General features: G+C 47.0%; 10 protein-coding genes and 1 pseudogene. 5 read left to right on the top strand and 6 right to left on the bottom strand.

Annotated features, from left to right (window positions below):
• A pseudogene (locus ACWA6V_RS08380) lies at positions 1–246 on the top strand (D-hexose-6-phosphate mutarotase); the annotation flags it as partial.
• Between the two features lie 81 nt (positions 247–327).
• On the opposite strand, the gene ACWA6V_RS08375 reads toward ACWA6V_RS08380, so the two are convergent.
• The 6 genes from ACWA6V_RS08375 to treS form a co-directional block, all read right to left on the bottom strand.
• Positions 328–1,311, bottom strand: a complete 984-nt coding sequence (locus ACWA6V_RS08375; protein WP_331352368.1) for a malate dehydrogenase — start codon at positions 1,309–1,311, stop codon at positions 328–330.
• A gap of 215 nt (positions 1,312–1,526) precedes the next feature.
• Positions 1,527–2,993: a dihydrolipoyl dehydrogenase gene (locus ACWA6V_RS08370; protein ID WP_449522051.1), complete on the bottom strand. Its 1,467-nt coding sequence runs from the start codon at positions 2,991–2,993 to the stop codon at positions 1,527–1,529.
• Between the two features lie 123 nt (positions 2,994–3,116).
• Positions 3,117–3,827, bottom strand: a complete 711-nt coding sequence (locus ACWA6V_RS08365; RefSeq protein ID WP_449522050.1) for a polysaccharide deacetylase family protein — start codon at positions 3,825–3,827, stop codon at positions 3,117–3,119.
• Complete coding sequence (locus tag ACWA6V_RS08360; RefSeq protein WP_449522052.1) at positions 3,808–4,350, bottom strand: YkoP family protein; 543 nt, start codon at positions 4,348–4,350, stop codon at positions 3,808–3,810. The genes ACWA6V_RS08365 and ACWA6V_RS08360 overlap by 20 nt, the downstream gene beginning before the upstream one ends.
• A gap of 23 nt (positions 4,351–4,373) precedes the next feature.
• Positions 4,374–5,726, bottom strand: coding sequence for an MGDG synthase family glycosyltransferase (locus ACWA6V_RS08355; RefSeq protein WP_449522049.1), 1,353 nt, complete (start codon positions 5,724–5,726; stop codon positions 4,374–4,376).
• A 215-nt stretch (positions 5,727–5,941) separates the two neighbouring features.
• Entirely contained in the window at positions 5,942–9,205 is a 3,264-nt protein-coding gene (gene treS / locus ACWA6V_RS08350; RefSeq protein WP_449522048.1) for a maltose alpha-D-glucosyltransferase, read from the bottom strand.
• Positions 9,206–9,488: 283 nt separating this feature from the next.
• Here treS and ACWA6V_RS08345 point away from each other — a divergent pair, with 283 nt between their 5' ends.
• From ACWA6V_RS08345 to ACWA6V_RS08330, 4 genes are all read left to right on the top strand, one after another.
• Positions 9,489–10,004, top strand: coding sequence for a DUF4142 domain-containing protein (locus tag ACWA6V_RS08345; RefSeq protein WP_449522047.1), 516 nt, complete (start codon positions 9,489–9,491; stop codon positions 10,002–10,004).
• Positions 10,005–10,124: 120 nt separating this feature from the next.
• Positions 10,125–10,496 carry a termination factor Rho gene (locus tag ACWA6V_RS08340; RefSeq protein ID WP_449522046.1) on the top strand — a complete coding sequence of 124 codons (372 nt, stop codon included), beginning with the start codon at positions 10,125–10,127 and terminating at the stop codon, positions 10,494–10,496.
• 51 nt (positions 10,497–10,547) lie between these two features.
• Positions 10,548–11,699, top strand: a complete 1,152-nt coding sequence (locus ACWA6V_RS08335; protein ID WP_449522045.1) for a mechanosensitive ion channel family protein — start codon at positions 10,548–10,550, stop codon at positions 11,697–11,699.
• A 40-nt stretch (positions 11,700–11,739) separates the two neighbouring features.
• Positions 11,740–12,449 (top strand): glycogen/starch synthase (locus tag ACWA6V_RS08330; RefSeq protein WP_449522044.1); only part of this gene is annotated, 710 nt, incomplete at its 3' end.

Below are 12,449 nucleotides of genomic sequence, written 5' to 3'. Positions count from 1 at the left end.
GTTTATCACGCAATCGACAACACAGTCAGCATCAGCGGCTCACCCAATATCGAAATCACCCACAGCAACTGCCCAAGTGTTGTAGTGTGGAACCCGGGTAGTGAAGCTGCTGCAAAAATTGCGGATATTGGCGAAGGTCAGGAACAATTTTATATTTGTGTGGAGCGTGGTGCAGTGCTTAGCGAAAAATGGCATTTGCCTGCAGGGACTAGCAAAAGTGCGTGGATGGAGTTTAAACAAATTTAAAAACGCAACAATAATAATTACCAATAAAAATGCCGCTGCTTTTCACAAAGCAGCGGCATTTTTTCATCAACTTATTGCGAATTACGCAGGCAGCAATTCTTTTACTGCATCGCGCTCTTCTTGCAATTCTTTCTCGGTCGCTTGCATACGCGCACGTGAGAATTCATTGATTTCCAAACCTTGTACGATTTCCCAATCGCCGTTTTTGCACACGCATGGGAAAGAGTAGATCAGGCCTTTTTCGATGCCGTAAGAACCATCGCTGTATACACCCATGCTCACCCAATCGTTCGCTGGAGTACCCAGAGCCCAATCGCGGATGTGATTGATTGCCGCGTTAGCAGCAGAAGCCGCAGAAGAAGCTCCGCGCGCAGCGATAATTGCAGCACCGCGTTGTTGTACAGTTGGGATGTAATCCGCTTCGTACCAGGCTTGGTCAACCAGGCTCAATGCTGGTTTGCCGTCAACCAAGGTGTTGTGCAGGTCTGGATACTGGGTAGATGAGTGGTTACCCCAGATCAGCGCTTTGGTGATGTTGTTGATGCTGGTGCCGGTTTTGGTAGCCAACTGTGACAGAGCACGGTTGTGGTCCAAACGGGTCATCGCAGTGAATTGACGTGGGTTGATGTTTGGTGCGTTGCGTTGAGCAATCAGAGAGTTGGTGTTAGCTGGGTTACCTACTACCAATACTTTGATGTTGCGTGACGCATGGTCATCAATCGCTTTACCTTGCACAGAGAAGATAGCAGCGTTAGCAGCCAACAGGTCTTTACGCTCCATGCCTGGGCCACGTGGACGTGCGCCTACCAGCAATGCGTAGTCTGAGTCTTTGAAAGCAACAGCAGGGTCATCGGTAGTAACAATGCCAGCCAACAGAGGGAATGCACAGTCATCCAACTCCATCGCCACGCCTTGCAGGGCTTTCAGCGCCGGGGTGATTTCCAGCAATTGCAGGATTACTGGTTGGTCTTTACCCAACATGTCGCCAGCAGCAATGCGGAACAACAGGGAATAGCTGATTTGGCCAGCGGCGCCAGTGACGGTAACTCTTACAGGTGCTTTCACGATGAGACTCCATTTATTCGGGTGATATTGGATAGGAAACGAAAGTTCGGCATTGTGTGCCAGGGTTTACTGCTAAGACGGGTGGGCATTATAGGCATTTGGGTAAAAAATTCACCCTGTTAATGCTATCGAATGAGAAAGATTCGCAGATTTTACAAGCGCTTTACTTGATGGAATTGACGGAAGACCAAAGCCTGGGGGGCAAAGGGGCACATTTATGCCCCGGGTCCACAATCCAGACACGAGCTCTGCATGTGCGGCCCCTTGTGTAACTTATGATTCAGATCGCGCAACGCGGTACGCACCCCCTCTTCAATTACTGGATGATAAAACGGCAACTCCAAAATCTCCGGCACAGTTAAACGAAGTTGAATAACCCACGCCAGCTGATGGGCGATATGTTCGGCTGCAGGACCAAACATTTCAGCACCTAATAGTAAACCTGTACCTTTTTCACCGTAGACTCGCAGCAGTCCGCGGTTTTTATTCATTACACGAGCGCGCCCCTGATTTTCAAAACTGACTTCACCGATTGCATAACAATTGCCGCAATTTTTTCTGATTTCCTCCAAATTCTGCCCAACACTGGCAATTTGAGGATCGGTAAATACAACGCTTAACGGCGTGCGCCGCAAGCCAGCGCGTATATCTTCAGGGTTCCTTAACGAACGCCCCGCATTACCGCCTGCAATTCGTCCTTCGTCAGCAGCCTCATGGAGCAAAGGAATGTCATTGGATACGTCGCCCGCAATATAAATTGAAGTGGAACCACACTGCCCTGTATATCGATCATGGAATGGAATTCCTCTATGACCCAATTCAATATCTGCATTTTCCAATGCGAGTGCATCGATATTGGGCCGACCTCCGGTTGCAGCAAGCACGTAATCAAAAGCTTCCTCGACCATTCCTTTTTCACGATGACGATATTCAACGATCACCGAGTCCTTTTCTGTGCGCACAATATTGATATAGGCATTTAAATCCAAACAGAATTCGCGGTTGAATTCAGCATCCGCATATTCACTGATTGCCGGATCTTTTATGAAAGGAAGTTCGCCGTTTTTGCCAAACACAGCAACCTTCACGCCCAGCCTGCTCAATGCCTGCCCCAACTCCAACCCGATTACACCAGCACCAAAAATTGCAATCGATTTGGGTAAGTTATCCAATTCAAACAAGTCATCACTGGTCAACAGACGTCCACCAGCTCCCTGAAGAAAATCGGGAATGACGGATATTGAACCAGTTGCGATAACAATTCGTTCAGCACGCATTTGCGACACAGAACCATCCGCCCCGGTTAATTCTAATTCGCGGGTAGAGATAAATTTAGCCCGGGCGTTGATTTTATGTTGGATAGGAAATTCATCAATAGCGTCCACAACAGAACTGACAAATTTATCACGCTCATATCTGATACGTTTCAAAACCGCTTGCCCATTGATAAAAAGCGTTGGGTAATCCACGCCAAACACACCGTTCTGGCTGGAGTGATGCGCGTGATCTGCCGCTGCAATAAGTAATTTACTGGGCATACAACCGACGCGTGCGCAGGTTGTTCCGTAAGCACTGCCCTCGATCAGAACCAGGTTATCCGTGTAGTTTCGCGCTTCGCGGTACGCGCTCAAACCGGCAGTGCCGGCACCAATGACAGCAATATCAACGTGACGTATTTTCATCAAATCCTCGCAACAGAAAAACACCACTTAATTTATAAATTCACACTATTTCATTCAGTGCGACAACACACATAGGCTCCAACCCGTTAACCTTGCACCATACGGGTTAATAAAACACTACCCTTACTCCGCACGAGACATAACCTCATCAAGATTACGTGCCACCAAACATTTACTCTCAAGAGCGCGCAGAAAACCAGGCAAACATTGGTAAGTGACATCGGGATGATTGTACCCAGGCCTTCCATCATGCATGAGCACAATATCCCCGGACTTTATTTGGCTCAGACGCCTCGCGACACCCACTTTGCTCCCCCAAAAACCCCAATCAATAATACTGCGGCTCCACAATACCGTAGTCATCTGCTCACGGTGCGCTTGCATGCCCATGGCAGTACGCAAACGTCCAAAAGGTGGGCGAAACCAGCGCGGTGTTAGTCCGGTAATAGTGTTAATCACCCGATTTGCCTGAATCACTTCCTGTTTAGCCTGTTCCGAAGACATCATCCAGGGATGACGATGACTGTAAGTGTGGTTACCGATGGAATGCCCCGCTTGCAGTATTTGCTCTACCAAATGCGGAAACTGCTCGGCCGCTTTACCCAATACAAAAAAAGTCGCTTTTGCCTGATGGTCTGCCAGCACATCAAGTATTTTCGGGGTATATATAGGGTCTGGCCCATCATCAAAGGTTAAACAAATCGAATGAGCCGGATTGATTTCTGATAATGCAATAATGTCTGGAGTTGGCACTTTATGCACAGGCGGAGGCAAAACACGATTGGCAGATGAAACAGAAGCGAGCCCCGTATTGTTATTGAATAAGAGGCTCATGCGATGGCTCCGGCGTAAAATTTTTAAGTAAACTCTGGCGGGTCAACCAATAGGCATGCGGTTGAACGCGATTTTTTTCCGCCGCAGCAAGATGCGGAAAAAATGTGTTTAACAGAATTTTAAAATATAACGTCCGAACCTGATTCAACATAGAATCTGGTAGGCGCTCAATAAGAAAACCCAATTTTTCGCCATGTGGTGGTAACCAGCTAACACCATGAAACGCTTTTACCATGACAAATTTTTCGTTCGCATGTACATCCAGTGCCAATTTCCTGAGAGATGACAAAATTAGCTTCCTGAATCGTAAAGCGTTGCGGATGTAATCTTTTGGATTAGCCGAAGAGCTGGCAAAACATTCGCGATTAAAATGTAAGATGGCCAACCAATCCCCAGGCTCAATCCAGGTGCCATCATTCATAATTCGACGCTCTCCCGCGTATTTTTCCAACGAAAAACTCAGTAACTCATCAAATTTTTCCACGCCGTGCCAGCGGTGCCAATAGGCCTCGTACCAGCACATGAATCGATAGAAAAAATGCCTCTTCATAATCCGAAAGCGCTCGTCGGCTCTATATAGCGGCCTTCATCCTCCTGTTGCAGGATATTTTCCAGTTCTGCAACAACTGCCATAGCCGCATCAGGCCGACCCAATTGATAAGCATTTCTTTTCATATTTCGCAACAGTTCTGTGTTATTGAACAGCTCTTCCAATACTTGGGGCAATTGTTCCAAGCCCGCTTGCAGCCCCACTTTATTGGTTTGCAAAAATTGCACGTTATGCGCTTCTTGCCCGCCTAAACAGCAGGTAGCAATAAAAGGTCGTCCACACGCGAGCGTTTCACTTAAGGTTAAACCACCGGGTTTCCCCACAACCACATCGGCAGCGCAAATCAAGTAACTGATATCGCTGCACCAGCCATACAATCTAAAACGATGCTGGTGATGTCTGGCGAGTTGTTGCAATGCCTCCATATCAGCCGTGTGCTTCCCTGCCGTCACCAATATTTGATAATTGTGATACTCGTCATTCAATAATTTTTGAACTGCATTTAAAACACCTATGCTGCACTGACCTCCAGTTATTAAAACGGTTGGGCATGAATCCAATCCAAGATGCGCACGCGCCTGGGACTGGGTAGGAATATTGGAAAATGCTGGCACAAGGGGGATTCCCGTTACTTTTATACGGTCTGCAGCTATACCCTGCTTGCGCAACTCTGCAGCAACGTCTTCATGACTAACACAGTAGATGTCCGTTGTGTTGCGCACCCATACACCATGCAAACCGTAATCGGTAAGCACACCTACTACGGGTTGTTTAATCAATCCCTTTTTAATGAAGTGTGATAGCAATGCATTCGGGTACATTTGGGTGGCAATTAAAATATCCGGTTTGTATTCATTGACAAACTTTCTTACACGCGCAGCAAGAATGTTAAAAATCAACACGAGCAATCCTTGGGTAAGAAGCCTTCCGGCTGGAATTTTATCGCGGTTGCAAATGCTGTTAATCAAGGTATTTAATAACGCACTATCAAAACTTTTATAAAATACAGGCAGTGAAAACCGGGAACGCTCAAACACTTCCGGAAAAAATCGTCGCTGCTGCTCCTCAAGAAAATCTATCAAATTTTGATCCGCAGGAATTTTTCCTGCGAGTTGGCGATAGAAATTTTTGTCCATGTCATACAACTTTTGATACAGCTCGGGCTGTTCCGCAGTCATCCTTAGATAACCGTCCTGAATGGCATTACTCACCTGACTATCGATCAGACTGGTGATATTCAAATATTCTGTTTCGACACCGGGATACCGGCACTGGAGCGCTATATCAATGGCTTCTGCAGCGCGAGTGTGGCCGTAGCCGGGGCTAGACGTGAGAAATAGGCATTTCATAATATTTCCTTTTTAAAATGCAGCGTATTTGTAACAGGTTCATCGTCATAATCTGCATGAGCGACAACCTCTAGCTTACAAACGAAGCTGCCGGTGTATCAATGAGAGCCTAAGATTAATCACCTCTTATGCGATCTTCGGTACGCCAAGCCACATATGAACTACTTCCTAAAACAGCGTTGTTTATACCCTTTGCGGAGTAAAAAGGTTATTCGTTAATATTGGTACTTAAGGATCATTTCCGTTAGGTCACGCAAGGGTACATCCAACCAATCCTGCCGGTGTTCTGTCTTGATAATTTCGCGGGCGCGATTATCCAAACAGAACAGTGCAAGCGCTGCGGCTTCACCACCACGTTGCGACCAGTGCTGAGCCAGTTCATTTGCAGCACCCACATAGGCATCATAAAAAGCCTCACTGGCCGCAGAGGTGTAAGCAACGACTAAACGACGAATTTCTTCACTATCGGACGACACGTTAGTTGTCTGCGCGTTGCGAATGGCTAACGCAGCAGCATCATTAAATGCACACAACATATCGGCGACATCCTGCAAGGGATTTTGATGGGAGGCATCTTCAAAGTTTACGAAATAGGCATCACCTGCCACGACCAGTACCTGTGCCAGATTGAGATTGCCATGAATACGTGTGCGTATACCGCCGAGTGCGCGAGTGCCGAGTTGCGCCATTAACTGCTGTATTTTTTCTGCACGTGCGATCAGCCAATTAGCATCGCGCGTGTTTTGATTACGTAATATTTCCAGCGCTTTGGCAAACCGCCGCGCAATAGCGTCTACCCATTCTGCGGTGTCTGCGGCGTGAATTGGCCGCACACCAAAACGTGGATCGTCACTTGGTTGTGCCAATACAACATGCATTTCGCCCAATCGCTGGCCGAGTAAATTAGCAAAGCTTTTTAATTCCCGCAGTGCAGGATATTGCATGTCCATTGAGGAACTGCCGGCTGAAAGCTGGTCGCGTAATGCACGCTGTAAAGTATTTTGCGTCCACTGCCATGCATCGCCCTGGTTGCTAATAAAATCTTGCAAGATAATTAACGTGAAGGTTTCGCCTTGTGCAGTAACACGCTTCATCTCACCATAAATGGGAGCAATATTCGGAAATTTGTGATCGCCTAGATAGGCGCCAATCTCTACTTCAGGGTGAATACCTGAGAACACTTTACGCATCGGCTTCAAGCGCATTTTCTCGCCGACAATGACTGAACCATTGATGCTCATTGTCGGTGCGAGATTAATATCCTCATCCAGAGCCGCATCAAAACTCGCTAACATTGGACGCGCAATAAAATGTAACTCTCCAGTACCAAAAGGCAGTACAGCAGACTCGCGCATGTAGCGCATCAGCTTGCGACTAAAGTCCGGAAGCGTGAAAGCATCTGTCAGTAAACCCACGCGCCGTTTTTGACGCAAGCGCGCTAAAGCTAATTGTTGTGAGGGCGTCCCCGCCAAATGATCAGCCACTACGCCCATGGGTAAAAAATATATTTCTTCCGTTGCGTCGCGCTGGACGGCTACTTCCGTCAATACCAACAAATCAGCAGGGTCGCCCAGCGGAAGCGCATAGCGCAGCTCTACTGAGGAAATTGGACGCCCCGACAGTGCAAACCAGGGACATTTCGGCAAATACATTGGTAAGGATTCCGTTTCAATATGTGCGCGCACCGGTTCGGATTCAATTAATTCAAGGAGGCTCTGCTTGACAATAATGGTCGTGAGCTCAGGCATGGGTTCGACTGGCGCCACATACCAGCTGGGCATTTGGGCCTCACCCACCAATAAAAACCAATAAAAACCATAGGGTGGTAAGGTGAGCTGGTAATTCAATTTACTGATTAGTGGAAAAGACGTTCCGCCAATGAGCTCAACCGGAATTTTCCCGGCATAGGCTGACAAATCCAGCTCAGCTGCCTGTGCTGCACGGCTCACATTTGCCACGCACAAAATAATTTCACTCGCACCTTCAGCATTTGAATACTCTCGTAAATAAGCGAGTATCCGGCGATTAGCAGGAGTTAGCATTTTTAAATTGCCGCGCCCAAACGCTTTTTGTTGTTTGCGAATGGCGAGAATACGCCGCGTCCAATTGAGCAGCGAATGCGTATCGCGCGCTTGCGCTTCAACATTCACACTTTGAAAACCGTAAAGTGGGTCCATAATTGCCGGAGCGATAAGACTGGCCGGATCAGCGCGGGAAAAACCGCCATTGCGATCATCGGACCACTGCATGGGTGTGCGCACGCCGTGACGGTCACCAAGGAAAATATTATCGCCCATGCCAATTTCATCGCCGTAATACAGGGTTGGCGTACCGGGCATCGAGAGCAACAAGCTATTCAATAATTCAATGCGGCGACGGTCGCGCTCCACCAATGGTGCCAAGCGGCGGCGTATGCCCAAATTAATCCGCGCGCGCTGATCCGCCGCGTAGTGATTCCACAAATAGTCGCGCTCTTGATCAGTCACCATTTCCAACGTCAATTCATCGTGGTTGCGCAAGAAAATCGCCCACTGGCAATTGGCGGGAATCTCCGGCATTTGCCGCAAAATATCGATAATAGGAAAGCGATCCTCCTGTGCGATAGCCATGTACATGCGCGGCATCAATGGAAAGTGAAATGCCATATGGCATTCATCGCCGTTGCCAAAATACTGTTGGATATCCTCTGGCCATAAATTGGCTTCTGCTAACAACAAGCGATCGGGATAATTTGCGTCTAATTCCGCTCGAATCTTTTTTAACACTTCATGGGTCTCCGGCAAATTTTCGTTGCTGGTACCTTCGCGCTCAACTAGATAGGGAATTGCGTCCAAACGCAAACCGTCAACACCGAGATCGAACCAAAAGCGCATGATACTCAGCACTTCTTTGAGTACGTCGGGATTATCAAAATTCAAATCCGGTTGATTGCTGTAAAAACGATGCCAAAAATATTGACCTGCGAGCGGGTCCCAGGTCCAGTTGGAACTCTCCGTATCTGAAAATATAATTCGTGTCCCTTCATATTTTTGATTGGTATCAGACCACACATAAAAATTTCGTGCCTTGGAACCTTTTTTTGCGCGCCGGGATTTTTGGAACCACGCATGCTGGTCAGATGTATGATTAATGACTAGTTCAGTAATAATCCGCAATCCCCGCTTATGCGCCTCGCTAATAAATCGCCGCACATCACCCAAGCTGCCATACGCAGAATGTACATTGCGGTATTCCGCAATATCGTAACCGTCATCGCGCATCGGTGAAGGATAAAAAGGCAATAACCAAATGGCATTGACGCCAAGGTCAACAATGTAATCCAGCTTCTCCATTAACCCTACAAAATCCCCTACTCCATCATTATTAGCATCAAAAAACGACTTCACATGTGCCTGATAAATAATGGCGTCTTTGTACCAAGTGATGTCATTAAGAAAATCGTTCTTAATAAAATTGTCGCTGTTGCTTTTTTCGGTCATAGAAGTTCGCTTCCACGCGATAGGATTATTGATAGGTATAACTGAATGACAGCCATCCCACTGTGCGGCATATAACATATGCACCGAATTCACAGGCAGGGCTTTTTTATTCCACTTTTTTACCTTTTTTAGTTTTAGGTTAGATACCACACCGAAGCCCCTCACTTTTCTTGGCAGCATTAACCCAAGGCAGGTAGTAAACCTATCGCCAAACCCATCTGGTTTAACAGATCAATTTTTCAAACCAGATTTATAAGGATCAATCCAAACAGAGGTACTAACCATGACTATCAAAAAACTACTGACCAATAGCGCACTTGTATGTATTTTCGGTGCAACATCCAGCCTTGCATTTTCCTTGGATAAAATTGATGCCGATGATTTTGTCGAAGAAGTGTCAGCCAAAGGCGTCGCTGAAGTTGAAGGTGCAAAATTGGCATTGGAGAAATCAAGCTCCTCCGATGTGCAAGCGTTCGCACAAAAAATGATAAGCGATCACACCGCTGCCAACATGGAACTGGCAGGCATTGCAAGCCGGAAAAATCTTGAAGTGTCAGATGAAGCAGAGCTGACCACCAAAGCGAAAAAATTCGTATTGGAACAGCGCGATGGTGAATCATTTGACGAAGCCTATGCAAAAAATCAGGTTTCAGCCCATGAAGATACTATCGAGCTATTTCAGCAAGCTGCAGTATCAGATGACGCAGAAATCGCCGCATTTGCCAAACAAACTCTACCCAAATTGCAACACCATTTAAAAATGGCAAAAGCGTTGGTCGCTGCACACGACAATGAATAAATCAGCAACGTCCTTCTGCTGCGTAGCGATTTGATCGCTGCGCTGCAGAAGGAGGCTACTTTGAACACGAACAGGTATTTCTTCAACGCATTCTAATGGCACAAAATCCGGGAGATTCCTATGGCCATCGGCAGCAAGCAAAAATATACCGCCACCCAAAAACGAAAAGCGGAACACATTGAAGAAAGTTATGAAGCCAAAGGCGTTTCGCATGAAAAAGCGGAACAAATTGCCTGGGCAACGGTAAACAAGCAATCGGGCGGTGGTGAGCTCTCCGGTTCCGGCACTACGACACCGGAAGCAATAAAAGAAGCGGCACGTAAAGATTCGGCGGAGCATGCAGCAGAGACACGGCAAGCAAAAGCGGAACCCAATGCACTTGAAAAGCAATCCATCGCCGCATTGAGATCGAAGGCGCGCAAAAAACATATTAGCGGCCGCTCTACAATGAGCAAAGTTGAGCTCATTCTGGCGCTAAGAAAGACACGTTGACATTACGTTGTAAAATTTTGTGCGTATAAATGTGTCCATAAAGGTATTGTCATGAATTACGACTGGGCAGAGCATATTCCTGAATTAACCTTTCTAGCAACTGCGTTAATCACCCTTGTTGTACTTTCATTAGTCGCACCAGGGGTTACATTTTTACTGACCCGCATAGCCAAACCTTTTTCTTTTGCGCGCGATTTACTTGAACGAATAAAGCCCCCTCTGCATTTTTTAATTCCACTTATTGGTTTGCAAATTGTGTGGCGCTCAGCTCCGGAGACACTCCGCTTTGCGGGAGCGGTTAACCACCTGATCACGCTGGCCATCATTGCGGTGGTTATCTGGTTGGGATTGCGTTTTGTCGACGCAGGGCGTCAGGTTATTTTTAAACGCCATCCTATTCAAGTGAGTGACAATCGCACAGCACGCAAAATTCACACACAAACCCAAGTGCTGGTCCACACACTGTCTTTTTTCGTTATTTTATTCGGTGTCGCCGCCATGTTAATGACCTTTCCCGGGGCAAAACAAATCGGCGCCAGCTTGTTAGCGTCTGCGGGTTTAGCAGGGCTGGCCGTAGGTTTCGCGGCGAAACCCGTATTAGCCAATTTGATTGCAGGATTACAGATTGCAATTACCCAACCACTCAGTCTCGACGATGTGGTGATTGTGGAAAATGAATGGGGGCGGATCGAAGAAATTACCAGTACCTACGTCGTAATCAAAATTTGGGATGAGCGACGCCTTATAGTGCCGCTGCAATATTTCATTGAAAATCCGTTCCAAAATTGGACGAGGGAATCTACCCAACTATTGGGTTCATTATTTTTATGGGTCGACTATGCAATGCCGCTCGATCCTTTACGCAGTGAACTGGAGCGTTTGTGCACACAAGTACCGGAATTATGGGACGGCCGTGTAAGCAATATTCAAGTCACCGATACTAGCGACAAGGCTATTCAGTTACGCATTCTGGTTAGTTCTAGCAATGCCAGCAACAGTTGGGATTTGCGCTGCTTACTACGCGAAAAACTGGTGCAATTTATTGCAACCAACCATCCCGATTATTTGCCGCAGCTGCGAACCAATTATTTTGAAGACCCGTTGATGCCACCAAAAAATTCATTACCCGCAGGAGCCGTTAATCCGGCCGCTATGACCGATATTTACACACAGCAGGATAGTAACAACCAACCGAAAAAATAAGCCACCCATTATGGTTTACACATTGTCAGCCGGAGAATTTATGTCCACCGCTATTAACACGGCGCTAATCGCATCTGCTCACGCTCAGCAACGAACCCAAAAACTTTCACCGCCGCAAAATACGGACGGTGCGCCGGCTCGCAAAATCAATATCTTATTTGTTACATCCGAATATGCCGGGCTGGTGAAAGTAGGTGGACTTGGCGATGTATCCAAGGCATTACCCAATGCGCTGCTGGAACACCATGACGTACGCATTTTAATTCCCGGTTATTCGCAGGTAATCAATAGCGGTTATCCAATTACTATTATCGACAATATTGATGCGCATGCAGACTTGCCTGCGTGCAAAATTGGTCGCATGCAAATGGGTTCCGGGCCAATTATTTATGTGGTGATCTGCCCACAATTATATGAGCGCGAAGGCACGCCCTATTGCGATACTGCGGGACAAGACTGGGCCGATAATCCGGAACGTTTTGCGCGTTTTGCGCTCGCGGCTGCCGATATCGCAAAGGGTCGGCTGGAAATGCAATGGTATCCCGACCTTGTGCATGCGAATGATTGGCCAACTGCGTTAACTCCCGCTTACATGGCATGGCGCGACCAAACAACTCCCTGCGTTTTCACTATTCACAATCTTGCCCATCAAGGGCTTTGTGAACCACAAATGGCAAACACCTTAGGCTTGGCGCCACAGGCATTTACCATCGACAGCATGGAATTTTACGCCAAGCTTTCATTTTTAAA

The organism is Cellvibrio sp. (genome assembly GCF_053579595.1).
This window is presented reverse-complemented; position numbering and strand designations above follow the sequence as displayed.

Excerpts from the sequence above, each read along its gene's own strand:
- ACWA6V_RS08365 (WP_449522050.1), bottom strand. The coding sequence starts at position 3,827 with ATGAGCCTCTTATTCAATAACAATACGGGGCTCGCTTCTGTTTCATCT.
- treS (WP_449522048.1), bottom strand. The coding sequence starts at position 9,205 with ATGACCGAAAAAAGCAACAGCGACAATTTTATTAAGAACGATTTTCTT.
- ACWA6V_RS08345 (WP_449522047.1), top strand. The coding sequence starts at position 9,489 with ATGACTATCAAAAAACTACTGACCAATAGCGCACTTGTATGTATTTTC.
- ACWA6V_RS08360 (WP_449522052.1), bottom strand. The coding sequence starts at position 4,350 with ATGTGCTGGTACGAGGCCTATTGGCACCGCTGGCACGGCGTGGAAAAA.
- ACWA6V_RS08355 (WP_449522049.1), bottom strand. The coding sequence starts at position 5,726 with ATGAAATGCCTATTTCTCACGTCTAGCCCCGGCTACGGCCACACTCGC.
- ACWA6V_RS08335 (WP_449522045.1), top strand. The coding sequence starts at position 10,548 with ATGAATTACGACTGGGCAGAGCATATTCCTGAATTAACCTTTCTAGCA.
- ACWA6V_RS08370 (WP_449522051.1), bottom strand. The coding sequence starts at position 2,993 with ATGAAAATACGTCACGTTGATATTGCTGTCATTGGTGCCGGCACTGCC.
- ACWA6V_RS08340 (WP_449522046.1), top strand. The coding sequence starts at position 10,125 with ATGGCCATCGGCAGCAAGCAAAAATATACCGCCACCCAAAAACGAAAA.